This is a genomic window from Candidatus Enterococcus murrayae (genome assembly GCF_017315985.1).
Taxonomy (GTDB): Bacteria; Bacillota; Bacilli; order Lactobacillales; family Enterococcaceae; genus Enterococcus_A; species Enterococcus_A murrayae.
Genome location: NZ_JAFLVR010000002.1, coordinates 40,086 through 65,582 on the forward strand (window position 1 = coordinate 40,086; position 25,497 = coordinate 65,582).

24 protein-coding genes are annotated in these 25,497 nt (G+C 37.5%); 19 read left to right on the top strand and 5 right to left on the bottom strand.

The genetic code is table 11. The features are described 5' to 3' along the window. Positions 1–11: 11 nt before the first annotated feature. Genes JZO85_RS01425 through JZO85_RS01460 form a run of 8 tightly spaced genes read left to right on the top strand, consistent with a single transcriptional unit; the run spans position 12 to position 7,607 of the window. A complete protein-coding gene (locus tag JZO85_RS01425; RefSeq protein WP_207106718.1) occupies positions 12–482 on the top strand; it encodes a V-type ATP synthase subunit K in 471 nt (156 codons plus the stop codon). Between the two features lie 12 nt (positions 483–494). Then, on the top strand, positions 495–1,079 hold the full coding sequence (locus tag JZO85_RS01430) for a V-type ATP synthase subunit E family protein (RefSeq protein ID WP_207106719.1): 585 nt from the start codon (positions 495–497) through the stop codon (positions 1,077–1,079). Between the two features lie 37 nt (positions 1,080–1,116). Next, positions 1,117–2,112: a V-type ATPase subunit gene (locus tag JZO85_RS01435; protein ID WP_207106720.1), complete on the top strand. Its 996-nt coding sequence runs from the start codon at positions 1,117–1,119 to the stop codon at positions 2,110–2,112. Continuing rightward, a complete protein-coding gene (locus tag JZO85_RS01440; protein ID WP_207106721.1) occupies positions 2,102–2,413 on the top strand; it encodes a V-type ATP synthase subunit F in 312 nt (103 codons plus the stop codon). Before JZO85_RS01435 ends, JZO85_RS01440 begins: the two co-directional genes overlap by 11 nt. Before the next feature lie 14 nt (positions 2,414–2,427). Further along, entirely contained in the window at positions 2,428–4,209 is a 1,782-nt protein-coding gene (locus tag JZO85_RS01445) for a V-type ATP synthase subunit A (protein ID WP_207106722.1), read from the top strand. Beyond that, on the top strand, positions 4,202–5,578 hold the full coding sequence (locus JZO85_RS01450; protein ID WP_207106723.1) for a V-type ATP synthase subunit B: 1,377 nt from the start codon (positions 4,202–4,204) through the stop codon (positions 5,576–5,578). The genes JZO85_RS01445 and JZO85_RS01450 overlap by 8 nt, the downstream gene beginning before the upstream one ends. 4 nt (positions 5,579–5,582) lie before the next feature. Continuing rightward, the gene (locus JZO85_RS01455) at positions 5,583–6,215 is read left to right on the top strand and encodes a V-type ATP synthase subunit D (RefSeq protein ID WP_207106724.1); all 633 of its coding nucleotides are present in this window, start codon (positions 5,583–5,585) and stop codon (positions 6,213–6,215) included. A 30-nt stretch (positions 6,216–6,245) separates the two neighbouring features. Next, the gene (locus JZO85_RS01460) at positions 6,246–7,607 is read left to right on the top strand and encodes a TrkH family potassium uptake protein (protein WP_207106756.1); all 1,362 of its coding nucleotides are present in this window, start codon (positions 6,246–6,248) and stop codon (positions 7,605–7,607) included. Between the two features lie 41 nt (positions 7,608–7,648). Here JZO85_RS01460 and gloA read toward each other — a convergent pair whose 3' ends face one another. Then, complete coding sequence (gloA, locus tag JZO85_RS01465; protein ID WP_207106725.1) at positions 7,649–8,017, bottom strand: lactoylglutathione lyase; 369 nt, start codon at positions 8,015–8,017, stop codon at positions 7,649–7,651. Between the two features lie 137 nt (positions 8,018–8,154). Between gloA and JZO85_RS01470 the strand changes: the two genes are divergently transcribed. Continuing rightward, entirely contained in the window at positions 8,155–8,595 is a 441-nt protein-coding gene (locus tag JZO85_RS01470; protein WP_207106726.1) for an NUDIX hydrolase, read from the top strand. A 125-nt stretch (positions 8,596–8,720) separates the two neighbouring features. Here the strand turns inward: JZO85_RS01470 and JZO85_RS01475 are convergent, their stop codons facing one another. Beyond that, complete coding sequence (locus JZO85_RS01475; RefSeq protein WP_207106727.1) at positions 8,721–10,070, bottom strand: HD domain-containing protein; 1,350 nt, start codon at positions 10,068–10,070, stop codon at positions 8,721–8,723. Continuing rightward, positions 10,060–10,869 carry a lipoate--protein ligase family protein gene (locus JZO85_RS01480; protein ID WP_207106728.1) on the bottom strand — a complete coding sequence of 270 codons (810 nt, stop codon included), beginning with the start codon at positions 10,867–10,869 and terminating at the stop codon, positions 10,060–10,062. Before JZO85_RS01480 ends, JZO85_RS01475 begins: the two co-directional genes overlap by 11 nt. Before the next feature lie 145 nt (positions 10,870–11,014). Between JZO85_RS01480 and JZO85_RS01485 the strand changes: the two genes are divergently transcribed. From JZO85_RS01485 to JZO85_RS01495, 3 genes are all read left to right on the top strand, one after another. Beyond that, positions 11,015–11,449 (top strand): DUF1934 family protein, encoded by a 435-nt coding sequence (locus JZO85_RS01485; RefSeq protein WP_207106729.1) that lies wholly within the window; start codon positions 11,015–11,017, stop codon positions 11,447–11,449. Between the two features lie 73 nt (positions 11,450–11,522). Further along, positions 11,523–12,131 (top strand): DNA-directed RNA polymerase subunit delta, encoded by a 609-nt coding sequence (rpoE, locus tag JZO85_RS01490; RefSeq protein ID WP_207106730.1) that lies wholly within the window; start codon positions 11,523–11,525, stop codon positions 12,129–12,131. A gap of 204 nt (positions 12,132–12,335) precedes the next feature. Continuing rightward, positions 12,336–13,595, top strand: coding sequence for a cytochrome P450 (locus JZO85_RS01495; RefSeq protein WP_207106731.1), 1,260 nt, complete (start codon positions 12,336–12,338; stop codon positions 13,593–13,595). A gap of 286 nt (positions 13,596–13,881) precedes the next feature. Here the strand turns inward: JZO85_RS01495 and JZO85_RS01500 are convergent, their stop codons facing one another. Further along, entirely contained in the window at positions 13,882–15,780 is a 1,899-nt protein-coding gene (locus tag JZO85_RS01500; protein WP_207106732.1) for a PfkB family carbohydrate kinase, read from the bottom strand. Positions 15,781–15,999: 219 nt separating this feature from the next. Between JZO85_RS01500 and JZO85_RS01505 the strand changes: the two genes are divergently transcribed. From JZO85_RS01505 to rbsK, 7 genes are read left to right on the top strand one after another with little or no spacing between them, the layout of a single operon-like run. Then, positions 16,000–16,626 (top strand): ECF transporter S component, encoded by a 627-nt coding sequence (locus JZO85_RS01505; RefSeq protein ID WP_207106733.1) that lies wholly within the window; start codon positions 16,000–16,002, stop codon positions 16,624–16,626. Positions 16,627–16,644: 18 nt separating this feature from the next. Continuing rightward, complete coding sequence (locus JZO85_RS01510) at positions 16,645–17,397, top strand: energy-coupling factor transporter transmembrane component T (protein WP_242550159.1); 753 nt, start codon at positions 16,645–16,647, stop codon at positions 17,395–17,397. A gap of 18 nt (positions 17,398–17,415) precedes the next feature. Beyond that, positions 17,416–18,258 (top strand): energy-coupling factor ABC transporter ATP-binding protein, encoded by an 843-nt coding sequence (locus JZO85_RS01515; RefSeq protein ID WP_207106735.1) that lies wholly within the window; start codon positions 17,416–17,418, stop codon positions 18,256–18,258. Further along, positions 18,248–19,075, top strand: coding sequence for an energy-coupling factor ABC transporter ATP-binding protein (locus tag JZO85_RS01520; protein ID WP_207106736.1), 828 nt, complete (start codon positions 18,248–18,250; stop codon positions 19,073–19,075). Before JZO85_RS01515 ends, JZO85_RS01520 begins: the two co-directional genes overlap by 11 nt. Positions 19,076–19,115: 40 nt before the next feature. Beyond that, complete coding sequence (locus JZO85_RS01525; protein ID WP_207106737.1) at positions 19,116–20,564, top strand: MFS transporter; 1,449 nt, start codon at positions 19,116–19,118, stop codon at positions 20,562–20,564. A gap of 27 nt (positions 20,565–20,591) precedes the next feature. Next, positions 20,592–21,539, top strand: coding sequence for a nucleoside hydrolase (locus JZO85_RS01530; protein WP_207106738.1), 948 nt, complete (start codon positions 20,592–20,594; stop codon positions 21,537–21,539). A 54-nt stretch (positions 21,540–21,593) separates the two neighbouring features. Beyond that, complete coding sequence (gene rbsK / locus JZO85_RS01535) at positions 21,594–22,511, top strand: ribokinase (RefSeq protein ID WP_207106739.1); 918 nt, start codon at positions 21,594–21,596, stop codon at positions 22,509–22,511. 1,082 nt (positions 22,512–23,593) lie between these two features. Here rbsK and JZO85_RS01540 read toward each other — a convergent pair. After that, positions 23,594–25,093, bottom strand: a complete 1,500-nt coding sequence (locus JZO85_RS01540) for a helix-turn-helix domain-containing protein (protein WP_207106740.1) — start codon at positions 25,091–25,093, stop codon at positions 23,594–23,596. Positions 25,094–25,497: the final 404 nt, after the last annotated feature.

The following is a 25,497-nucleotide window of genomic DNA, read 5'->3' on the forward strand; positions in this document are numbered from 1 at the left end:
AATTTTAGACAATGATGGAGTATTTGATTAACAACAGTGGTGGTATTATTTTCGCGATTTTAGGAATGGCGACAGCAACAATTTTTTCAGGTATCGGTTCATCCAAAGGTGTTGGTATGACGGGTGAGGCAGCAGCGGCATTAACGACCAGCCAACCGGAGAAGTTTGGTCAGGCATTAATCCTACAGCTATTACCGGGAACACAAGGATTGTATGGATTCGTTATTGCTTTCTTGATTTTTACAAATCTATCTAGTGATTTAACTGTGGTTCAAGGATTAGGGTATTTTGGGGCATCATTACCAATCGCTTTCACTGGTTTGTTCTCTGGGATTGCCCAAGGGAAAGTTGCAGCGGCAGGTATCCAAATTTTGGCGAAAAAACCTGAGCATTCAACAAAAGGAATCATTTACGCTGCCATGGTTGAAACATATGCGATCTTAGGATTCGTTATCTCATTCTTGTTAGTCGGACAAGTGTAAGGAGTTTTTTTAATGGAAGCAATCGAAAAAATAGTCGAGCAGTTGAATCAGCAAGCAGATCTGGAGCAGCGTCAATTGAAGGAAAAAGAGACTGCACGGATCGATCAAGAGTTTCAGGCGGAGCTGACAGAGATCGAAGCTGAACATCAAAAACGCTTGGAGAAAAATGTACAAAATCTAGAGAACAATTACAAGCAGGCTACGAATCGGCAGCAGGTTGCTCAAAAACAAATGATTTTAAATCAAAAACAAGCTATTTTAGAACGTGTATTTGCTGAAGCAGTCACTCAAATGGAGAATTGGGCACCAGAAGAGCAGCGGAAATTTGCTCACGATGCCTTAGGAAAAATGCCATTACAAGGTGAATTAGTTTTTATTCCTGGTGAGAAGTCGCAAGCAATTTTTACAGAAGAATGGCTAGTCGAGCAAAGCCAAAAGCTTACGTATCAATTAACAATTGGTGGGGAGCCGGTCATTGGTCAAGCTGGATTCATTTTAGATAAAGAGGGCGTACAATATAACTTTCTTTATCAAAGTTTAGTTAGAGAAATTCAACAGCGAGAAAGTTATCAAACAGCCGAAACGCTTTTTGAATAACCATGGTCTTAAAAGACTACGAATTAGGAGGCATTGAATGAAACAATCTACGTATCATGAATTGAATCCGCTGGTTCGTTTGAAGGAATTGGAGCTGTTGGCTCCTGAATTGATGGCGCGAATGATAAAAGCTGAGGATATGACAGAAATCGAGGCTCTTTTTAGAGGAACGATATACGGTGAATATTTGTCAGATAATTTTTATGAAAGCTTTGAAGCAGCCCTGGGAACGGCGCAAAATAATCTGCTGGCAGAATTAGTAAAGATCATACCTGATCCGAATGTTATTTGGATATATACAATGCGATTTACCTTCCACAACCTGAAAGCCTTGATCAAAGCGGATTTGTTAAATCAGGATTTTGATGACCTTTATATTTATGATGGTTTTTATTCTTTAGAACAGATTAAAACTGCTATCCGAACGGGTCAAGCTAGCGGATTACCAGATATTTTGCTGGAAAGCATCCAAGAGGTTAGGGAGCACTTTGAAGAGTCGAACAGTTTGCAAGGAATCGATATTATTTTGGATCGTAAATATTTATATTGTCAGCGCAAAATCGCAGATAGCATAAATGAGCCGGAGTTGACGAAAGAAGTGATCAGCTTCATTGATTTCACCAACATCTTAATGGTAGCACGCGGGATTAAACAAAAAAGAAGTCGGAACTTTATGTCGACTGCTTTATCGAGTCACGGAAGTATACCAAAAGAGGAATTACTGGATTGTGTTGAAGTTGATATGGAAATGTTGACGAGTTATTTGAAAACTACCGCCTATAGTGAAGTAATCGAACCGATTATTAAGGATAATACCATCGATTTAAGTCAGTTAGAAAGACTTTGCGATAATTATTTGACGAGTTTTTACGAAACGGCGCAAACACAAGCCTTTGGTCCGCTACCAGTATTAGCGTTGTTAAATGCGAAGTCGATTGAAAATAAAAATCTTCGCTTGATCATCACAGGTAAACGAATCGGATTAACGGAGGATCAAATTAGAGAAAGGATGCGTGAGACATATGTCACATAAAATTGGTGCAATTGGTGATAAGGATTCTGTCTTGCCTTTCAAACTCTTTGATTTTGATACCCGAACTACAAAAGATAAGCAAATGATTCGTCAGCAAATCGAAGAGATGGCTAAAAACGATTATGGCATTATTTATATTACCGAAGAATTTGCCCAACTTGTCCCTGATACAATCAAACGTTATGAAGAGAAGATGATTCCGGCGATTGTATTGATCCCAAATCATGAGGGAACTTTAGGAATCGGCCAGTCTATGATTCAAGGACAGGTTGAACGAGCGGTAGGACAGAATATTTTATAAAAGGAGCTAGTGACTTGCAAGAAGGTAGAATAATAAAAGTTTCTGGACCATTAGTACTGGCAGAAGACATGGAGCAAGCGGCAATTCAAGATATTTGTTACGTGGGTGACCTTGGAGTTATCGGCGAAATCATTGAAATGCGTGGCGATGTAGCTTCCATTCAAGTATATGAAGAAACTGCTGGAATTGGACCAGGCGAACCAGTTAGAACAACAGGGGAAGCTCTTTCGGTTGAATTAGGACCGGGGATTGTTTCTCAAATGTTTGACGGTATCCAACGTCCGTTAGATACATTTAAAGAGCAGACTGAAAGTAATTTTTTGAGTCGAGGGATTCAAATCCCAGCTTTAGACCACACAAAGAAATGGTTGTTTGAAGCAACAATGGCTGAAGGGGCTACTGTATCAGCGGGGGATATCGTCGGAACAGTTAAAGAGACGAAAATCATTACACACAAAATTATGGTACCTAATGGGGTCAAGGGAACACTGAAAAAAATCTCATCAGGTGAGTTTACGATCGATGACGTTGTTTATGTGATTGAGACAGAAAATGGACCGCGAGAATTTTCTATGTTACAAAAATGGCCAGTACGTCGTGGACGACCTGTGTCAGAAAAATTAAATCCAGAAGCACCTATGATTACGGGCCAACGAGTAATTGACACCTTTTTCCCAGTGGTAAAAGGCGGAGCAGCTGCAGTGCCGGGACCGTTTGGTGCTGGAAAAACGGTTGTTCAGCATCAGATTGCTAAATGGGCGGATGTGGACCTTGTAGTTTACGTAGGCTGTGGTGAACGTGGAAATGAAATGACCGACGTATTGAACGAATTTCCTGAGTTGATCGATCCTAAGACAGGGGAGTCATTGATGGAGCGGACGATTCTAATTGCGAATACTTCGAATATGCCGGTTGCGGCACGTGAAGCGTCGATCTACACAGGAATCACCATTGCTGAGTATTTTCGTGATATGGGGTACAATATTGCAATTATGGCAGATTCTACTTCACGTTGGGCGGAAGCCTTGCGGGAGATGAGTGGACGTTTAGAAGAGATGCCTGGTGACGAAGGTTATCCTGCATACTTAGGAAGCCGTTTGGCGGAATATTATGAACGATCTGGGCGTGTCATTGCTTTAGGCAGTGACGGTCGTGAAGGCTCGATTACAGCCATCAGTGCAGTATCGCCTTCAGGTGGTGATACTTCTGAACCAGTAACACAAAATACCTTGCGGGTTGTAAAAGTGTTCTGGGGACTAAGTGCTACATTGGCGCAACAACGGCATTTTCCATCGATTGACTGGCTGCAAAGTTATTCATTATACTCTTCAGAAGTTGGCAAGTATTTGGATAACGACCTTCAAGCAAATTGGTCTCAAATGGTAGCAGAAGGCATGAAAATGCTGCAAAAGGAATCTGAACTAAATGAGATTGTTCGTTTAGTTGGGATTGACTCTCTATCAGAAAGGGATCGTTTAACTCTTGAAGTAGCGAAGTCATTGCGAGAAGATTATTTGCAGCAAAATGCGTTTGATGATGTTGATACGTTTACATCACGAGAAAAACAATTTAAAATGATCGATAATATCTTGACCTTCAACAAAGAAGGCCAACGTGCTTTAGAATTGGGGACTTATCTAAAAGAAATCATGGACGGAACAGTGACATTGAGAGACCGTATCGCGCGAAGCAAATATATTTCTGAAGATGAGTTAACAAAATTAGATCAAATCAATTTAGATATTGTGGCTGAAATTCAAGCGATTGTTGCTAAAGGGGGAATGACCAATGATTAAAGAATATCGTACCATTAATGAAGTGGTCGGACCTTTGATGGCGATTGACAAAGTTGAAGGTATCAAATATGAAGAACTGCTTGAAATTCGATTGAACAATGGTGAACTACGTCGAGGACAGGTGTTGGAAATCCATGAAGATAAGGCGCTTGTTCAAATTTTCGAAGGAACTAGCGGCATTAACTTGAAGGAATCAACGGCTCGCTTTTTGGGACATCCATTAGAATTGGGTGTTTCAGAAGACATGGTTGGACGTGTTTTTGATGGATTGGGTCGACCAAAAGATGGCGGACCAGAAATCTTGGCTGAAAAGAATGTCGATATCAATGGTGAGGTAATCAATCCTGTTTCTCGCGATTACCCCGATGAATTTATCCAAACGGGTATTTCAGCGATTGACCACTTGAACACATTGGTGCGTGGTCAAAAATTACCAGTATTCTCGGGATTTGGCTTACCGCATAAAGAACTGGCAGCACAAATCGCACGTCAAGCGACAGTATTGAACAAGGAAGACGATTTTGCGGTTGTATTTGCTGGGATTGGGATCACTTTTGAAGAAGCAGAGTTCTTCATGGAAGATTTTCGTCAGACAGGTGCGATTGACCGCTCAGTTGTCTTCATGAACCTTGCAAATGACCCAGCAATTGAGCGGATTGCGACACCGCGGATGGCATTGACTGCGGCAGAGTATTTGGCATATGAAAAAGGAATGCATGTCTTGGTTATTATGACGGATATGACCAACTATTGTGAAGCTTTGCGGGAAATATCAGCTGCCCGTAGAGAAGTCCCAGGCCGACGTGGTTATCCAGGGTATCTTTATACAAACTTGGCTACATTATATGAACGTGCCGGTCGTATTCGAGGATTGAAGGGTTCGGTAACACAAATTCCGATCCTTACAATGCCTGAAGATGATAAGACGCATCCAATTCCCGATTTAACTGGCTACATTACAGAGGGTCAAATTATTTTGTCTAGAGAATTGGATAAAAATGGTATTCAACCACCCATTGATGTTTTACCATCGCTTTCTCGACTGAAGGATAAGGGAACCGGTGAAGGGAAAACACGTAAGGATCATGCACCAACTATGAATCAGCTTTTCGCTGCGTATGCTCAAGGAAAACAAGCCAAAGAGCTGGCTGTCGTTTTGGGGGATTCTGCGCTTTCTGACGTTGATAAAATCTACGCAAAATTTGCTGAACGATTTGAAGAGGAATATGTCAATCAAGGGTTTTATGAAAATCGTTCCATTGAAGAAACCTTGAATCTTGGCTGGGAGCTGTTAGCTATGCTGCCTCGTACCGAGTTAAAACGGATTAAAGATGATATGTTGGACGAATATTTAACAGAGGGAGTTTGATCCTATGGTGAAACTAAATGTCAATCCAACTCGGATGGAACTCACACGGTTAAAAAAACAGCTGACAACTGCGAGTCGCGGTCATAAGCTTTTAAAGGATAAGCAGGACGAACTGATGCGCCGCTTTATATTGTTGGTCAAAAAGAACAATATCATGCGAGCAGAGGTTGAGGACGAGCTGCAACAAGCGATGAAGAATTTTTCGATTGCCGATGCATTGCTGAATGATAAGTACATCGAGGAATTATTAGCTGTTCCTAAAGAACGAGTATCTCTTGATGTCATTGAAAAAGATGTGATGAGTGTCAAAGTTCCGATTATGAATTTTCAACATGAATCGGAATTATCAGATGGTCCGTTAGAATATGGCTTCTTAAATTCCAATGATGATTTAGATCAGAGCATTCAGAAGTTTACAGAAGTGCTGCCTAAACTGTTGGAACTAACAGAAATCGAAAAAACGTGTCAATTGATGGCGAAAGAAATCGAAAAAACACGACGACGAGTGAACGCTTTAGAATACATGACGATTCCTCAGCTGGAAGAAACGATCTACTTCATTAAAATGAAGCTGGAAGAAAATGAACGTGCTGAAGTCACACGCATGATTAAAGTTAAAAATATGGGTACTACTTGAGAAAGTAGTGCCTTTTTTTGAAGGTAGGAAATTATGGATAAAGAAAAACACCGGCGATTAAAACTCTATCCTATTCAATTTATTGCATTAGGTTTTGGCGGAGTTATCTTGATTGGCAGCTTGTTGCTGACGCTGCCGATCTTTACAAACTCTGGTGAGGGAACATCTTTTATTGATGCGTTATTTACGGCAACTTCTGCTACTTGTGTGACAGGCCTGACCACATTAACGACGAATGAGCACTGGAATACTGGCGGTCAATTAGTAATACTTGGTCTAATAGAGGTTGGCGGCTTAGGGTTTATGATGATGCCATTCATCTTCTTTGCATTTATGAAGAAAAGGGTGGGACTTTTAACACGAATCATCTTGCAAGAGTCCTTAAATTTAGATAGCTTGTCGGGTGTTATGCGGCTGATGTTTTACATTTTTCGGTTTGCCTTTGGCTTCCAATTATTAGGAGCTATCTTATTGGCAATTGACTTTGTACCGACGTATGGAATTGCCAAGGGACTTTGGTATGCGATTTTTCATTCTATTTCCGCTTTTTGTAATGCTGGTTTTGATTTATTCGGAGATAGTTTAGTTGGCTTTCAAGATAATGCCTACGTATTATTTGTGATTTCTGGATTAATCATTGCCGGCGGCTTGGGGTTTATTGTTTGGCAGGATCTGATGAATTTTCGCAAAACAAAGAAGCTCAGTTTACATAGTAAGCTGGCCTTAACTGTTTCAATCAGTTTATTAGTTATTGGGACATTGGTGTTTTATATATCAGAAAGCGGTGGACGCAACATCGTTGGAGATTCCTCTTCAATTGATCGTTTTGCGAATATGCTTTTTATGTCGGTAACTGCTAGAACAGCAGGATATTTCTCTGTTGATTATGGGAATGTCAGCCAAGCAGGTATCTTATTTACAATCGTCTTAATGTTTATCGGAGGTACACCGGGATCGACAGCTGGCGGACTAAAAACGACAACATTTGGTGTTCTGCTAGTTCAGACAATCTCTATGCTAAAGGGAAGAGAAAACGCAGAGGTTTTTCGACGGACGATTCGACCGTCAGTAGTTTCTCGCGCACTTACCTTGTTTTTTATCACGTTAACCTCATGCATATTTGTGACAATGCTTATGTCGGTTACTGAAACATTGCCAAGATTTCGTGGGATAGAGTATCTTTTATTTGAGACCTTCTCCGCTTTCGGAACTGTTGGTTTAACGATGGGCCTGACGCCTAGCTTGACCCTTGCCGGGAAACTTTTGATTATCGGCTTAATGTATATTGGCAGGGTCGGCATTTTAACGGTCGGCTTCTCATTAACGATGCGCCTAATGAAATCTAATAGCGGACACTATAAGCTGCCGGAAGAAAGTGTCATGATTGGATAAGAAAACCGCTCTTTAGAACGAAATCTAAAGAGCGGTATTTTTTAACGAATAACTTCGATTTTATAGCCATCAGGGTCTGTGATGAAATAGTAAGAAGGATCTGTACCTGGCAAGCCCTTCATATCTGTTACATTGAATCCTTTTTCCTTGTGTTCACTGTGAAGCTTCTCAATATCTTCTGAGCGAACTGCGATATGGCCATAGCCATCTCCTAAGTCATAAGCGGCATGATCATAATTGTACGTCAATTCTAATTCATAATCATCTCCTGGGAAAGTCAAATAAACCAAAGTGAATTTTGAATCAGGAAAATCGCGACGACGAGACTCTTCAAAACCGAATGCTTCTTGATAAAATTTTACTGATGCGTCCAAATCTTTTACCCGAACGCAAGTATGTGCCATTTTCATAAATAAGTAACCTCCTAATTATTCATACATTTATGATAACATAAAAAATGAAATGACAAGCTTTTATGCTCAGCGGTTGTTTATGAGTTTTTTTTAATGTAAACTAATTGGTAAATACATTTTGCAGGAGGCCACGAATGATCCCAGTATTTGGCGTAAAGGAAGCCGAAAAAAATTATCAAGCGCGTTATGCAGCTTATGCGATTTTAATGAATGAGGATGAGAAAATCGCACTCATACAAGCTCCTAATGGTGCATTCTTTTTACCTGGAGGAGAAATTGAAGGAAATGAAACGAAGGAAGAGGCTATTGAGCGAGAAATGCTCGAAGAACTAGGCTTTGAAATTGTTCTATCGGATTACTTAGGGCAGGCGGATGAATATTTTTATTCACGTCATCGGGCCACCTTTTTTTATAACCCAGGCTATTTTTATTCTGCCAAAAGCTGGGAGAAGGTTTCTGAACCATTGGAAGAAGGAAATCACAGTCTCTGGGAATCGCCGCAAGCAGCAATCAATTTACTGAAGCGCGGCAGTCATAAATGGGCTGTAGAGGAATGGTTGAATAAAAGGGACTAGCCAAAAGACTCTTGAGCAATTAATCAGAATAAAAGCCGAACGACTTTTCTGTTATCATCAGTGATAGCATAAGGTCGTTTGGCTTCTTTGTTGTTGGGATTTTGGATTTACTCAGCTGTTCTTCTTTATTCCTCTAGTGCCCCATTACGGATATGTTTAGAAAAGGCTTGATAATAGTCATCAAACAGGTCTGAATTTTTGCTGTCCTGCTGGGTCATTTCTTTTGGATAATAAAAACGAACATCTCCTTGTCCTTGACCTGTTAGTGCGGAAACCAATTGACTGGCTTTTGACAGTTCAATCAAGGTTCCATCTTTTTGCATCAGCTCAATCTGTGTCCGATGGCTTCCTTTTTCAGGATGGTAAAGGTCATAAGGCAGATCATAGCTTGAGTTGATAGCTGTATAGTAACGAGGATTGAAGCCCGCTTTTTCTACTAAGGTTTTCATTTCGAGAAGCAATGGATTTTCGCTGGAATCAACCGTGATTGATTTTAATGGTTTGCGATTTAAAAAACGATAAGCTAAATCACTTAAGATCAAGTCTTGCTCGTCCATCCATTGAGCAAAATAGGTATTTAATACACCATCATCCAGTTTTAAATAATTCTCTAGTGAAAAATCCTGTTTTAAAAATGGAATCAAAAATTGCGAATGGAACGTGAAAATTTCCGCATCTTCCTGATACAATTCATGCGCACGATCCAGTAGATGTTCGAGCAGTACTTCCATCGCTCGAGAAACTGGATGGAAATAGACTTGAACATACATTTGATAGCGACTGACGATATAGTCCTCTACAGCGTGCATGCCATTCATAGAAAAGGCGATCCCGCCTTCATAGGGACGGATCACTCGTAAAATCCGTGTTAAATCAAAAGTACCGTATTCAGTCCCAGTGTAGTAGGCATCTCGCAACAAATAATCCATTCGATCAGCATCAATCTGACTAGAGATCATCTGAACGACTTGCGGATTTTCATAGGTTTTAGTAATTACGCTGGCTACTTTTTCAGGGAATCCCGCTTCGACATTATTTAGAATTTGGAATACTTCTGTTTCAGGTGAGGTGATAATTGCTACCGTGAGAGCCTCATGATCCGTATGAAAGATATGTTCAAATGTGTGAGAATAGGGACCATGGCCAACATCATGCAGCAATGCTGCGCATAAAGCCACTAGGCGATGAGCGTCATCCCAACCATCTTTCCCATATTTTTCCTTGGAATAATTTCGCTGGAAAATATCACAGATTCGACGTGTAATATCATAGACACCAAGAGAATGAGAAAAACGGCTGTGCTCTGCTCCGTGAAAGGTATACGAAGTAGTTCCGAGCTGTTTGATGCGCCGCAGACGCTGAACTTCTTTTGAATTAATTAAATCCAAAATAACTTGATGCTGTACGTGAATATAGTTATGAACCGGATCACGGAAAACTTTTTCCAGCGGAAGCATTTGATATTTATAAGTCATGGAAAACCTCCTGAATGATTAAATTACGCTGCTGGATGTTTTTAATGCGGCGTTGGTATTCTTCTAATTGATAGAAGTTTGCTAGAAACTCTGTTTGGTCATTATGAGGCATCGTTTGCAAAAGCTCTTTTTTTACTGCATTGATTGATACGTCATGTGAAGTGATATCATTCAAGGTTGTCATGCTAGCAGGATTAACGGGGGGATAATCTACGCCAAACTGTTCCTTCAAGCCCTTTTGATAGTAGGTACGAACAAGTTCCCCTCGAAAATTTTGATCACCATTGACGCTAAGATACATCATAATCGCTACACCGTCTTTTACGCGACGTTGGGCGATGCCAGCTATCTTTTTCCCGTTAACAGAGAGATCATATTTTCCTGGACAATAGGAATCAGAGACTTCTCCAACTTCTAACCCCAATTTTCCCCAGCTCGTTTGTGCTAACCAGTCTACCATTGCTTCGTACCCATCATCGATTGATAAGGTGGAAAGGGTGTCTTTGGGAAGAATCAACGAAACATTTAATATGCCAGAATCACTTACGACTCCTAGACCCCCTGCATTTCGCAAAAGTAAATGATAGTTTTCTTTTCGAACAGCTTGTAATGCCTCAGCAAAATAAGTGACACGACTGTCCTTCATTCCCAGTATCAGGGTTTGCGGCAATTGCCAAAAATGAATGATCGGCTGCTGCTGCTCACCGCTAAATTCTGTCAACACATCAGTCAACGCGAAGGGGGTAAATAATTCACTTTCATCAAGCATCTCTTGGTCAAAAAGCAATGCTTCTCTCATCTAATCTTCCTCTCGTTCCTTGCTTTCTCTTCCTATTATAAACAAAAATAGTCAAAGCAAGTAATTAAGTGTCTCAAAAAAGCAGAAGTAGTTGACAAAAAAGAGAAAACCGTCAAAAATAAATAATGGAAGGAGTGGAAGCTCTGTGAATATAAATGAAGGCATTCCCGCAAAAATAAACGTTCAAACGAAGGTTACTCAAAACAATGAAACAGAGGACTTCGTATTTGATCTCCCAGGTCAAGTCGTCAAAATGGGAGATACCCTGTACATTCGCTACAAAGAAATCCAGCCAGATGGACAAGAAGTTCCAGTCACAGTGAAGGTGACACCTGATTCACAGGTCCAACTAATTCGCTCCGGTGAAGCACGGATGCGGATGCGTTTTGCTTATCGTGAAAAACTAGAGACTAGTTATAAAACGCCATTTGGAATCTTTATGATCTCGACGTATGCTAAAAACCTCCATGTAAGTTTGAAAGATCGTCCGTTTTCAGGAATGATCACCATTGATTACGCACTTTATATGAAAGAGGAAAAAGTTGGCGACTATCATATGGTGCTAGAATTTACGACTTAAGTATAAGAAAGGTTTGCTTTTTAGCGCTTGATTTTGTATGATAAGGAGTAGACTTTGAAAGGACGTGTCATACTTGGAACTTAGTATTTTTGATGGTTTGAACAAAGATGAATTATCAATGATTGAAGTGGCACACGCAATTCTGGAAGAACGCAAAGATGTAATGGATTTTTCGGATCTAGTGAATCAAATCCAAAACTACCTTGGCAAATCAGACAGTGAGATTCGTGATGCATTAGCACAATTTTATACCGATTTGAATATTGATGGAAGTTTTATTTCTCTTGGCGATAATCGCTGGGGATTACGTTCATGGTATGCAATCGATTCAATCGATGAAGAGGTAAACCATGGCTTAGAAGATGAAGAAGAAGACAAACCACGTCGTAAGAAACGTAAGAAAGTCAATGCCTTCATTAATGATGATGAAGATGCTATCGACTACAATGACGATGATCCGGAAGATACGGATCTGCTCGCTGACGACGATGATGATGAAATCGATGATGATGACGACGATGATGATGACGACGAAATCGCAGCATACAACTCTGATTTACAAGAAATCGGTGCGGATACGAGTGAAGATGACGAAGAGGTAGTCCCAGGCGGAATCGAAGATGATTTAAGTGTGATCGATGACGACGATGAATTTGATGAAGAAGAGGACGAAGAAGAATAGATCAGTTTGATCTATTCTTTTCTTTTGTCCTTTTTTTGTTAAGAACGCTGAATGTACAGCGATTGTTATGTGGCCAATGGATGCTTAAAAAAATAAATGAATCTGTAAGGTCTATCTTAGTTTGAAATTCACAAGCGCTTCCTTTGATTCTTATCTAAAAAAAACGATAGTATGATTTTAGATAGAAATAGGAAGGGGATCACTATGAAAGAAGTACCAGAAATCAAAATCAAATTAACCCATGTACCAGAACGTTTAGAAGAGGGCTATCTGCTGTTGTCAGAATTACGCAAGGAAGCAGATGCACCAGTGGTTAAAGCCCATCTGTTGAACAAAGAAGTGATAGCCGTTTATGGGAAAGAAGCAGCTAAGAAATTCTATAATCCGCAAAATTTCAAAAGAGCGGGGGCAATGCCCAAAATTGTTTTAAAAACACTGTTTGGAGAAGACGGTGTACAAACCTTGGATGGTAAAGCACATGAGCATAGGAAATCCATTTTCATGGAGCTAATGACGCCAAAACGAATGGCCGACTATCATCGAATTTTGGATAAAAATTTGACACAAAAAATGGATCAGCAGCACGGTGAGTTTGAACTGTTTGATTTATCTAAGGATGTTTTATTCCGCTCCATTTGCGAATGGGCTGGTATTGATCTGACAGAAATGAATCAGGAGGAGATTGATCGATTAGCAGAATATCAGATTTCAATGATTAGTTCTGCCGTTACGAATCCTGCGACACATGTTAAGGGAATAGAAAATCGTAAGAAGTCAGAAAAGTGGGCGCAATCGCTGATTGAAAATGCTCGGATAAATCCGGCATCTGAAAAAGAGGAAACCGCGCTGTACGCTTTTGCGAAGGCAGCAGATGATGACGGAGAGCTTCTGCCGATTGAAGTGGCTGCAGTCGAATTGTTGAATGTGATTCGACCAACCGTTGCTTTGACTGTTTGGATCGCCTTGATGGGGCACGCTCTTTTCAGCAGACCGGATATCTATCAAAGATTGCATGCGGAGTTTAATAAACTGCAGGATTCATTTATTCAGGAAATGCGACGCTATTACCCGTTCTTCCCGATGCTTCCGGGTTTTGCGAAGCAAGACGTTGAGATTGACGGTTACTTGATTCCTAAAGACAGCTGGGTAGTACTGGATCTTTACGGAACAAATCATGACGAGAGAACAATTGAGACACCAGAGGTTTTCCGAATCTCACGTTACCTTGGTAAGGAAAAACACATTTCCTATGAAGAGGAATATGAAATGATCGCGCAAGGTGGCGGAAAATTTGAAGCTATGCATCGTTGTGCAGGTGAGTGGATTACATTGCATACTTTACGCGTCTTTTCTGATCAGTTAGTTAATAAATATCAATTTTCTGTACCGGAACAAGATTGGGAGATTCCAATGAATCAATTTCCAACATATCCGAATAGCAAAGCAGTGCTAGTTAAGAATTAAACAAGAAAGACCTCTCTTAGTAGGGAAAACCCTACTGGAGAGGTTTTTACTAAATTAAAAAGCAAATCAGTAAACAAAACACTGTTATCTCTATTAGTGTTAGATTGGCATCTACATAGAGTGAATAAAAACAAACTAAGATGTTCTAGCAATCAAAAGTATTTGAACATTTCAACAATCATCAATACTTCATACCATGAAAACAACAGGTAGTAATTACTGTTTACAGATATCAGGACCTAACCGATTCAGCACAGATGCAGTTTAAAATTCCTAGATTTTGAATCTAATCTTTTAACAAGAGGTTGGGTTCTTTTTTTGCAATGTAACTTTCGAGAGTTGTTCGATCGACTAGAGCTGTTGTAATGCCATCGCGTGATACCAAAAAACCTGCAGCATAAATAGCGATTTGAATAGCCTTTTCTAAGCAATAGTCTCTTAACAAATATGCAGATAATGCACTAATGAATGCATCGCTTGCTCCGGTACTGTCAATTGTGGAGAAATTAGCAGCTGAGAAATATTTTTCTTGTTCAGCATTCTTTAAGAAGCAGCCTTGTTTTCCTAAAGTGACGATAACATTCTTGACACCCTTAGAAATCAAAAAGGCTGCCTTTTCTTCAATTGTTTTGTAATCTGGACATACTGAAGATAGTTCTTCCTCATTCGGAATAAAGTAATTTATTTTAGCTAAAAGTGAATCTGAAATTTTTTTTGAAGCTGACGGCTTCAATATTGTTTTAGCACCATTCTCTTTAGCTAATGTACAAGTCATTTCTACTGCATCTATTGGAATTTCGGTTTGCACGAGACAGTACTTCACATTAGATAATAGCTCTTGCTTATTTTCTAGAATAGTAGGTGATAACGCCGCATTTGCTCCTGGCAGAATTGAAATCATGGAATCACCACTAGATTCTACAGAAATATAGGCCTGACCTGTTTCTGTATCGTCTGATCGCGTGATTCCCTCAGTATTGACGCTGTTTTTCTTAAGTTCTTGAAACATAGTGTTTGATTCACTATCGGATCCAACACAGCCAATCAAACGTACTTGGTGCCCTAGTTTTGCAGCACCTATTGCTTGATTGAGACCTTTTCCGCCTGGACGCTTGCTTAGATTAGATAAAAAATTTGTTGCACCGTTATGAGGTAGTTTTGAGGAATATAGATAAGTATCCATATTGATACTTCCAACAACAAGAATTTTAGGACGTTCATTTTCAGCAGGGAATCCAAGTGACTTTGTGTTATCCAAAACCATTTTCTCATAAAACGGTTTTGGTTCTTCATCCTTTGTAATTAAACTAATAAGTGTACGGCATACATGCTCACCAAAACCTGTGTTGTTAATAGTAATAGTAGAAAGAGCATCTTGATAGTTCTTAAATTCTAATTCTGCATTATTGCGAATGGAAAGCAACGAATAATCTTTGGGTGCTTTGAGACCACTTTGCATAGTTAGATTATAGAGCTCAATAGACTTATAAAAATCAGCAGAAACGAAACCAGAGATTTGTCTATCAATAATAAAATCATTGATAGACAAATCTAATGTGTCAATAACTAGCGAATCATTAAACTTTAGATTATATTCAAAAAGGGCTTTCTTATACCCACTAAGAAAGGGATCCATATTTTTATCAGTTCCCACAATACAAGCTATTCTTTTATGCTTTCTTTCAATTAATTGTTTCGTTAAAAAATAGGCGATTTCTTCGTATGGAAGGGAGTAAGACGATTCATCTTGCAAATTTCCGAGTAATACTATTGGAATATCTAAAGCTTCAACATGCTTTAGATTTTTTAAACTGCTTTCATTTATTGGATCCCAAATTATTCCTTCTACTTGTTTTGTTCCTAAAGAAGTAATGTTTTTAAGCTCCTGTTTGTGATCTCCGAGACTATCAAAAATTATCGGACTATACCCCATCTGTTGTGCATAGTTAATGATTCCTTTTAGGGAATGTTCTACATATTTACTAGAGTTAATCAGTATACCGATTGAACCAGTGGATGTCCCGGAGTTAATGGTAGATGAATAGGGAGTGTAATTGTATTCATGAACTATTTTTAAAACTCTTTCACGAGTTTCTTTACTAATACTGGCATCCTTTTTATTCACAATTTTAGAAACCGTTGATACAGAAACTCCTGCTAATTTTGCAATATCTCTTATATTCATATACTTCTCCTTTATCCTCTTCTTCTCTCTTTCCCATCATACTCAACCTATTCAAAAAGGGTCAAGTACGTTTAGTCAAAAAGACTTAAAAAAATTTGAGCAATCGAAAAAAACATGTTGACAAAGTTAAACTGTGATGATAAATTCTAATCAAGGAAAACGTTTTCCGAAAATGTTTTCTTAAATTGATTTTATCACATATTAAAGAGGGAAACTACAATGAAAAAACTTTTTCAAGCATTTCTCCATAAAAATTTCTCGACGAAAGTGCTTGTATTAATACCGATAGCGGTTGGAATCAATTTGATTGGCGGCACACTTTGCTCAGCGTTAAAATTACCACTGTTTTTGGACATGATTGGTACCGTTTTAGTAGCCTGCTTAGCTGGTCCTTGGGTAGCAGCACTTTGCGGACTGATTACTAATCTATTTTTGGCAATTGTAACAAATCCAGTTTTTTTTCCATATGCACTTGTCAGTATCTTATGTGGATTAGTGACAGGATATCTAGTAAAGGCCGGTTTTTTTAAGAACATTGTCGGAGTGATATTCACGTGGATAGCTTGTACATTAACTAATTCTTTTACCTCATCTCTAATCACTATATTTGTATATGGAGGGGCAACAGGAATTAATACAAGTTCACTTGCAACAGCAGCATTAATTGCCGCTACAAAAGAAATTGTTTTTTCTGTATTTTCAACTTCATTAATAGAGAATTTAATCGATAAAGGATTAGTCTTTCTGATCGTATATTGGTTGGTTAAAAAAATACCTAAGCGTTTCTCTAGTCAATACGCTCCACTGGATAATGCTTCGTTGACAAATGGAAAAGCGGAAAATTGAAGGTGAGAATTTGTGAAGATGAATAATAGAATATATGTTTTTTTTAGAGCTTTAAATCCAATCACCAAAATATTACTAGTACTGAATTTAGGAGTAGGCTGCATAATATATCCTAGTCCATTTCTAGGATACTTCATATTAGCAATAATTTTAGTACTTGCTTGCTTTATGAAGTCAGGTAGAAAAATTGGTTTATTGATACTTGGTTTTGGAATCCCCGTTACATTTATGCTGCTTTTTATTCAAGGGTTATACAGTCCAAAAAATACAACAATAATAGCTGATTTAGGGTTCGCTGAACTAGGTTTGGAAGGAACGCTATATGCATTAAAAATTTCTTCCACTTTGTTAGTTTTTCTAACAACATTTTCGCTTTTTTTGCAAACTACTAAGAATTCGGAAACAGTAGCTGCGTTGACTCAATCTGGTCTAAACATGAAAATCGGCTACCTTATTCTAGCTAGTCTCAATGTTGTTCCACAAATGCAGAGAAAAGTAAAAATCATTCAAGAAGCACAAGAATCTCGAGGAGTCGAGGTAACAGGATCTTTTTTGCAAAGAGCGAAAGCGTTTTTACCGTTAATAGGACCAGTTGTTCTGTCTTCCCTGACCGATGCACAAGAAAGAGGCATGACCCTCGAAACAAGGGGATTTAGTATTAAGGGTATCAAGCCAACAACTTTGATTGATGTTAAACAGAGTTTAATTGATACGCTTCTAAAAGTATTATCAATCGTATTTCTACTGTTTTGTATAGTTATCCGATTTTAGAGATAGTGAGGTGAGTAGATGAATAAGATAGTCGAGACAACAAATTTTTCCTATCGATACAATGAAGCCCCAGATATGGCGCTAAAAGACATTAATTTTGATGCTCAAGCAGGAGAGTTTGTTGCGATAATAGGAGCAAACGGTGCCGGAAAATCAACTTTATGTAATGCATTAGCTGGATTAATCCCGAATTATTTTATAGGTCATACAAATGGGGAAATAAGGATAAGGGGAGAAAATATTTCAAAGCTTGGAGTGGGTGAATTATCACAAACGGTTGGATTAGTTTTTCAAAATCCGTTCAATCAACTATCCTATACAGCGGAAACAGTAAGTGAGGAGCTAGCTTTTGGTTTAGGAAACAGAGGATTAGTGAAAGAAATTATGATTGAAAAGATTAATAAGGTAGCTGAAATAGTACAGATTACTAACTTATTAAATAGAAACCCGTTAGAGCTTTCAGGGGGGCAAGTACAAAGAGTAGCCCTTGCTGCTGCAATTATTTTAGAGCCTCAAATTTTAATCTTAGATGAATGTACTACTCAACTGGATCCTGTAGGTAGTCAGCAAATTATGAAGACTGTTAAAATGCTCAATCGTGAAGGGATGACGATTATAATGGTGGATCATGACATGGAAAAAGTCGCTGACTTAGCAAATAAAGTTCTTGTTATGCATGAAGGAAGGTTAGTTTTAAATGATACACCACAAAAAATTTTTAGTAATCCCAAGCTAACGGATTATGGTGTGAAAGCACCTGATTATTATGAAATAACTAAAGATTACTCTCCTCATTCGGTTATTCTTACTGAGGAACAAGCTGTTAAAAGGTTGAAGGAGGTGTTGATGAATGAAGATTGAAGTAAAAAATCTCGTACATAAGTATCCTTCTGGTGAAGTTGCACTGAATGGTATCAGTGCTGTATTTGAAGGGACAGAACCAATTGCCATTATTGGTCAAAATGGTGCTGGAAAAACAACCTTTGTTAAGCATTTAAACGGTCTGTTACGACCGAGTGACGGTGAAGTTTTAATCAATGGTGAAAGTGTGGAGGAACACACAACAGCTTTTTGGTCACGAAAAATTGGGTACGTATTTCAAAATCCAGACAACCAGCTATTTTTGGAAAGTGTAAAAAAAGAATTTGAGTTCGGACCAAAGCAACAGGGAGTACCTAAAAAGGAAATCCGTTGGCGGTTAGAAAAAATAGCTGATTTAGTCGGTCTAACAAATAAACTTTATGTCCATCCGTTCGATTTAAATGCGACAGAAAAGAAGTTTTGTACCATCGGATCAATTCTCATGATGAATCCGGAAATGATTATATTAGATGAACCAACTTGTGGGCAAGATATTGAGGGAAATCAGCGACTGACTAAAATCATTGCTTCGTTGAAAGCAAATAATCAATTATGTCTAACAATTACTCATGATATGAAGTTTGTTGTAGAGAATTTCGATCAAATAATCGTCATGTCAAAAGGTCAGATTCTAAACAGAGAAAAGAAAGAAATCATTTTTTCTGCACCGGATGTTTTGAAAGCAAGTTATGTAAGTCCACCTCCAATTACAAGGGTAGGGCAAATATTAGATTTAGATCAGCCTGTTTTTAATCAGCAGGATTTTCACAGATACTTTGAAGAGAAGAGAGCTGACAAAAAAAGGATAAATGGGTGAAATAACCCTTTATATATATTAAGAAAGCGGGGATGAAAGTATGGATGCAACAAAAGAAAATGAGAAAATTATAGGCGTTCCGATACCAGAGGAAGGAAGTAAAGAGTTTGAAAAAATGAATCGAATGGCAAAAAAAGCCATTCCTTTGATCCTATTGATATTTACTTTTGGAATTTTGGAGCAACAAGCTTTTGGTATGATTTTTGTCAATATTGGACAACAATTAGGAGCGACAAATTTGGCACCTCTAATTACTTCAATTCCAGGAATTATTTTGGGAATTGTCTGTGTAGTTTATGGAGCACTTGGTGATTTTGTTTCATTGAAAAAAATGACATTATTTGGAGTAATTATTTTCGTTTTAGGTTCTATCATAGGATTTGGATTTGGTCCAAGCAGTATTTGGGCAGTTGTTATTGCTCGTGTTCTTCAATCAGCTGGAGGTCAGGTCGCAGGTTCTGTCTTTTTGGTTTTGGTTTCAAAGTATATTGCTAAAGAAAACCGCGTGATCTATTATGGTATTTTTGTAGCTGTTTTCCGTTTTTCAGCAGCTTTAGGTGTTGTTGCTGCTGGATACATTACAAAAATTGATTGGCGTTGGTTGTTTGCTGTTCCAATTATCTCTGTTTTATTCATTCCTTCGTTAGCAAAAAATTTACCTGATGAACGTGCAGAAGGGGCTAATATTGATTGGATTGGTTTTATCTTGATTGGGGCATTCGCTGGTGCAATGACTATGTTTTTCACTGATATGAATGCATTTTGGGCTATTTCATCAGTGGTAACGTTAGTATTGTTTATCGTTTATATTAATAAAGCGAAAAATCCTTTTATCACACCTGATTTTTTGAAGAATCCTGCATTGATTGCAACGATGTCAGTCATATTTATTGGATACTTCTTTAGTTACACATTAAATGCAGGCGTTAATGCTATTGGACTAAATGTTTTTGGCATTGATTCAGCAGAAGTGTCATTGCTATTAGTTGGATCCATTTTGTTAGCAGCCGTTTTAGGGTTTGTCTGTGGTCCCGTTGTTAAAAAGATTGGACGCTCAGCTGCAATTATTATGGCTTTGTCTTTTATGGGGCTAGGTTTGCTAGCAATTGCTTTTGCAATTCCTCATGGTAAAGTTTGGGCTTTGGCATTTGCTCCATGTATTTACTATTTTGGAACATCATTCTTTTACTCACCAATTGTTGATACAGCAACCCTAACAGTTACACCTGAAGAGTCTGGACGTGTATTAGGTGTAAATGATTTAGTACAAGCTATAACTGGTTCTGTAGGTGTAGCAGTATTTGGAGGTATGATGTCTTCTGGTGTTATGTCCGGAAGCAGTGTCGTTGGTTCAACAGCAGGAGCTGCTTCAACATATGCCAATATTTTCTTAATTGGCGGAATAATAGTATTGGTAGCGCTCGTAATATTCATTGTCACCAAAAAAATGATTTACATTCATGGTGAAAAAATTCAACAAAATAAATAGTAATAATAAAGCATTGGAGGATTCGAAATGGTAAAAAAAGTGATTCTAGATTGTGATCCAGGTCATGATGATGCATTAGCGTTGTTGATGGCTATTGCTTCAGATAATATTGATTTATTAGCAGTTACTACATCGGCTGGAAATCAACTTCCAGAAAAGACATACATTAATGCGAAGCGGTTATTAACACTTGCAAGAAGTGAAGGGATACCTGTTGCTAGCGGTGCGAAGAAACCGTTGCGCCGTGAATTGATTATTGCAGATGATGTTCATGGAGAATCAGGTATAGATGGTGCTGAACTGCCAGAATCTACAATCGCGGATTTAGATATTTCAGCAAACGATTTGATAGCAAAAATTTTGAGAGAGTCAGATGAAAAGGTTACTCTGATTGCTACTGGTCCATTAACAAACATTGCGATTTTCTTATCATCACACCCTGAACTAAAAGAGAAAATCGAACTGATTTCCTTTATGGGGGGAGCTTGTTTTGGTGGGAATATGACACCTCATGCTGAATTTAATATTTATGTAGATCCTGAAGCAGCAGATATCGTTGTTAAAGCAGGAGTTCCTGTAGCTATGTTTGGTTTAGATGTAACGTTAAAAGCTCAATTATTTGAAGAAGATATCAAGGAAATTCGTACTATAGGAAATCAAGTAGCCACAACAATGGCTGATCTGTTGGATTTTTTCAATCTGACAACTACACGACCATTCTGGGCTGATGAAACTCACGTTGAAGGTATCCATATGCATGATCCATGTGCTGTTGCTTATGTTATTGATCCGGATATGTTTACTGTATATCCAATGAATGTCCAAGTAGAAACTAGTGACACGTTAGCATTAGGAAGTACTGTAGTTGATTATGATGATGTCTACAAAAAAGATAAAAATGTTCAAGTTGCTTTTGAACTTGATTTAGATAAGTTCAGAAAACTGACTATGGATACGATCAAGTATTTTTCCTAAGATTTTTTAATATGGCATACATGCAAGTGAAGACAATTGGAGAGAAGTGCAGAGATGAATAAGATTACAGTAGTAGGCAGTATTAATTTGGACACAACGATTCGAACAGAACAATTTCCAAAACCAGGTGAGACGATTCATTCAAAAGAGATATTTACGAACGGTGGTGGAAAAGGAGCCAATCAAGCCATCGCGGCTGCCAGAAGTGGTGCGCAGGTAGATTTTATAGGCGCTGTGGGAAATGATGATGGGGGAAAGATGCTTGTAGATTTACTTAAACAAGATGGAATCAATACTTCAGGAATTGACCATTTGGATAGCGTGAGAACCGGAAGCGCTTATGTAACCGTTGATGATAGTGGTGAGAATAGTATTGTAATCTATGGAGGAGCTAACCAACAAATTTCAACCGAACACATTTTAGAGAATCAGAAAGAAATCTCTTCGAGTGATTATGTAATAGCTCAATTAGAAACTAATCTAACGAGTATTGAAAGAAGTTTTGAAATTGCTCAAAAAGGAGCTGCTTTTACAATTTTTAATCCAGCTCCTGCTCCTGAGATGTTGCCCGAAAAAATTATTCAAATGACAGATATCTTAGTACCAAACGAAATAGAATTAGAAACAATAGTAGGAGTTAAAATTACTAGTGAAGATGACTTAGTTAAGGCAGCTAAAACAATTCATGAATTAGGAGTTAAGGTCCTCGTTGTCACGTTAGGAAGTAAAGGATCATTCTATTCTATCGCAGAGAAAAAAACTGGATTTGTATCTGCTTTCGAAGTTAACGCAGTGGATACAACAGCTGCAGGAGATACGTTTATCGGTGCGCTTGCATCAAAACTGACTCATGATTTAGAGAATATTGAAGAAGCAATCTCATATGCAAGTAAAGCTGCTTCACTGACTGTCCAACGGTATGGGGCCCAACCAGCTATACCATATGAAACAGAGTTAGCCGTAGAAATATAAAAAAACATATTTAAATTGAGAACGCAAATAAACACTTCCTGTTTTTCTGGAAGTGTTTATTTGTATGGTTCTCATTAATAGCTACACATCTACTTTGGATTGCTTCTAATCTATTTGGCTTACAGGTGCTAGACCGTCAGGAAACCATTTTAAAAATCAAGTAACACATAAAACAACAGTAGCTAGTTCGTTTTAAAAATCTGAGGAACAATCATATCAATTTTAAGTATTTCATCCTCTGACAAAACTTTCCCATCTTTTCTCCAAATAGAGATTTTACGTTTTTCCTTTTCAAGGGCATAATTCTCCGCCACATATTTTGCTCGCTGATTATTCAAAAAGGTCTTAATGAAAATGGCACGTAATTGATTAAGGCTCAAGCCATTTAAGAATAAACTATCAAGAAATAATACCAAATTGGAAGTTCTGGAGTTATTTTGAGATCGACAATATTTCTCAAAATCGTTTATCTTTTAGATGCCTACTGGAATAAAACTATCATAGAGAAAAAAGAGTAGTACAAAAGATTGAGTCAAATTAAATGCACTTATCGACTCACTTGATAAAGGAAATCAACAAATTGTCTGAGTTCAACATGCCATTGATGAGCCTAGTGAAAATAAACTATTGAGCTTCGGAGAGAGTGTTATTCAGTTGATTAGTATGACAGTAATTAGTCAATTGCGCTGCAGGTGAGTGGGATTACATTGCATATTTTACAAGTCTTTTCTGATCAGCTAATAAACAAATATCAATCTTTTGTTCAGAATAAGATTGGAAAATTCTAATGAATTAAATCTCAACATATCCGAAGAGCAAGGTATTGCAGATTGAGAATTAAACAAGAAAGATTTCTCCAAATTGGAGAAACCTTATTTGAGTGACCTTTTTTTGAGATTTTCAACTGCTTAGCAGTTAAGAAGGTGTAATTGAATCGAAGTAGAAAAATCTATTTCCTAAAAGCATGTACTCTAAGGAAACGAACGGTAATGATTAAATAAAAATCAATGAGCCAAACCTGTTTACATAATTAAACAGAAAGCAGTTTAGTTCAATTATCTCTCTGGTTCCCCTACAATTAACTAGACCATTTTAACATCAATCAAATTATTAAATGCTGCAGTTAGTTCTTTTAAATCATTATTGGTTAAATTGGGGCTGATATAAACAATAGGAATACCGTGGTCAGTCTGATTTTTAGGTTTCGTGCAAGTTATGATTAAATCTGGAATAATTGCTTTATCGCTACCTAATGTACTAAAAATGGACAGACGATAAAACGGGCTGAAGAGAGAGAGTAAATATGATTTCAATAATTTCTCTATTGTAATGGGCAAATCAGTTTCTAACTGTAAAATAATTTTTGGATTGAAGTCCACAGGGTCTCCCAAAAGAGTATACATCTCAACCATACGTAATAAAAGAAAATCCTGAGAAGAGCTAAAAAAATCATCTTCTCTTTGCAACCATTTTAGTCGGTTTGCCATCTCTTTTTTTAGAAAAGGGAAATTGACATCCAAATATTCCTGATAATCATAGCCAGAAATCGGTACAGTGTAGTTTGGAAATAAAATACTTCTTAGCAAGGAGCTCATAAGTAAACTGGTTGCTAATTCTTGATTTTCTATAGTGGCTTGATTGAACTCTGGAAAGCGTGAAATAATTAATCTCAATTTTTCATTTATGATAGAGTTATTTTTTTGATGAAAATATAATATTCGTGAATATATATCTTTTATTGTATAGAACCTTACGCCCGTAAGTAATAAAAGGAAAAAGTAAAGAATTTCTTCCCAAGAAAAATCATGTATTTTGTTAAGCTGTTTCATAAAATTATCTCCATCAATTGGAGAGGGAGGTTCAAATACGAAGCAAACTAACTCTTCAGAAAAAACAGGCAGCATGCCCATTGAAATCTTACGCCCCATAGAATTTCTTAATATATTGATTGCCAAAATATAACTCCATTGATGAGTAATAATATCATTGACGTTCCCATATTTTGAAAACGTATGGTTAATAAAACTAGAGATTTGTTGTTCTGACAGATCATTGAACGGCCAAACAGTTCCTTTATAGATATACCAAAAAAAAATATATGTAAAAAAACGAATGGCGGGTTCTGTCCCAGATATATGAATGATCCCTTTTTTAATATGAAACGATAATTCGATAGATTTTGTATGTTTATTGAATTTTTTAAGCATTCTCCGAATAGTCATAGGGTCAGTATAGTGTTCATTAGCAAATTCATTCAAAAGAACTTCTTTTTTAAGTAGTAGTTGTTGTAGTAAATCAAATGAAAGAGATTTATGAACAATTGAAATAAGCATGGATTGATAATCTTCCTTACCGCCATTAAAAAAATACCCTCTACCATTTTCATGTTGAATCAAATCATAAGCAGTTATTTTCTTAGCATCTTCTTTTAAAAGATCACAGTACTTGATAATGGTATTCCTACTTTTTTTACAGCATTGTTGCAGTTCCATAGTAGTCAACCAAGTTCTATTTACGAATAATGTTTGTAGAAGTGAAAGTTCTAATTGGGTTTCTGAACTAAGTAATTGATTAATAAACAAAAAAACACCTTCTTCTCTTTTATAAATAAAAGGATAAGGTGTTTCTAAAGTTTATTCAATTAATTCCACACAAAACATGGTTGTTTTTTACCCAAAATATGTTATATAAATAACCGAATAATATGATAAAGTAAAAAAAGAAAAGCAGATCAATGGTTCAATTTTTCTTTTTTTTAGTACAAACAAGAAATATTTGTAAAACGATCAAAAAAACAAGGGCTATTTAAGAATAACATCGAAAATTCTAATTACATTGTAATCAATGTAATTCGTATAGTCAATAATTTTTTGGTAGCATTTGAAAAATTATTATTACACGATATTAAATGGTTTTTTACGCTTATTAACTTATAAAAAAAGTTAATAAAATGTTTGTTATAAAAACCGTCTAAATAGCCGTCAAG

Excerpts from the sequence above, each read along its gene's own strand:
- JZO85_RS01425 (WP_207106718.1), top strand. The coding sequence starts at position 12 with ATGATGGAGTATTTGATTAACAACAGTGGTGGTATTATTTTCGCGATT.
- JZO85_RS01430 (WP_207106719.1), top strand. The coding sequence starts at position 495 with ATGGAAGCAATCGAAAAAATAGTCGAGCAGTTGAATCAGCAAGCAGAT.
- JZO85_RS01435 (WP_207106720.1), top strand. The coding sequence starts at position 1,117 with ATGAAACAATCTACGTATCATGAATTGAATCCGCTGGTTCGTTTGAAG.
- JZO85_RS01440 (WP_207106721.1), top strand. The coding sequence starts at position 2,102 with ATGTCACATAAAATTGGTGCAATTGGTGATAAGGATTCTGTCTTGCCT.
- JZO85_RS01450 (WP_207106723.1), top strand. The coding sequence starts at position 4,202 with ATGATTAAAGAATATCGTACCATTAATGAAGTGGTCGGACCTTTGATG.
- JZO85_RS01455 (WP_207106724.1), top strand. The coding sequence starts at position 5,583 with ATGGTGAAACTAAATGTCAATCCAACTCGGATGGAACTCACACGGTTA.
- gloA (WP_207106725.1), bottom strand. The coding sequence starts at position 8,017 with ATGAAAATGGCACATACTTGCGTTCGGGTAAAAGATTTGGACGCATCA.
- JZO85_RS01470 (WP_207106726.1), top strand. The coding sequence starts at position 8,155 with ATGATCCCAGTATTTGGCGTAAAGGAAGCCGAAAAAAATTATCAAGCG.
- JZO85_RS01475 (WP_207106727.1), bottom strand. The coding sequence starts at position 10,070 with ATGACTTATAAATATCAAATGCTTCCGCTGGAAAAAGTTTTCCGTGAT.
- JZO85_RS01480 (WP_207106728.1), bottom strand. The coding sequence starts at position 10,869 with ATGAGAGAAGCATTGCTTTTTGACCAAGAGATGCTTGATGAAAGTGAA.
- JZO85_RS01495 (WP_207106731.1), top strand. The coding sequence starts at position 12,336 with ATGAAAGAAGTACCAGAAATCAAAATCAAATTAACCCATGTACCAGAA.
- JZO85_RS01500 (WP_207106732.1), bottom strand. The coding sequence starts at position 15,780 with ATGAATATAAGAGATATTGCAAAATTAGCAGGAGTTTCTGTATCAACG.
- JZO85_RS01505 (WP_207106733.1), top strand. The coding sequence starts at position 16,000 with ATGAAAAAACTTTTTCAAGCATTTCTCCATAAAAATTTCTCGACGAAA.
- JZO85_RS01510 (WP_242550159.1), top strand. The coding sequence starts at position 16,645 with ATGAATAATAGAATATATGTTTTTTTTAGAGCTTTAAATCCAATCACC.
- JZO85_RS01515 (WP_207106735.1), top strand. The coding sequence starts at position 17,416 with ATGAATAAGATAGTCGAGACAACAAATTTTTCCTATCGATACAATGAA.
- JZO85_RS01520 (WP_207106736.1), top strand. The coding sequence starts at position 18,248 with ATGAAGATTGAAGTAAAAAATCTCGTACATAAGTATCCTTCTGGTGAA.
- JZO85_RS01525 (WP_207106737.1), top strand. The coding sequence starts at position 19,116 with ATGGATGCAACAAAAGAAAATGAGAAAATTATAGGCGTTCCGATACCA.
- JZO85_RS01530 (WP_207106738.1), top strand. The coding sequence starts at position 20,592 with ATGGTAAAAAAAGTGATTCTAGATTGTGATCCAGGTCATGATGATGCA.
- rbsK (WP_207106739.1), top strand. The coding sequence starts at position 21,594 with ATGAATAAGATTACAGTAGTAGGCAGTATTAATTTGGACACAACGATT.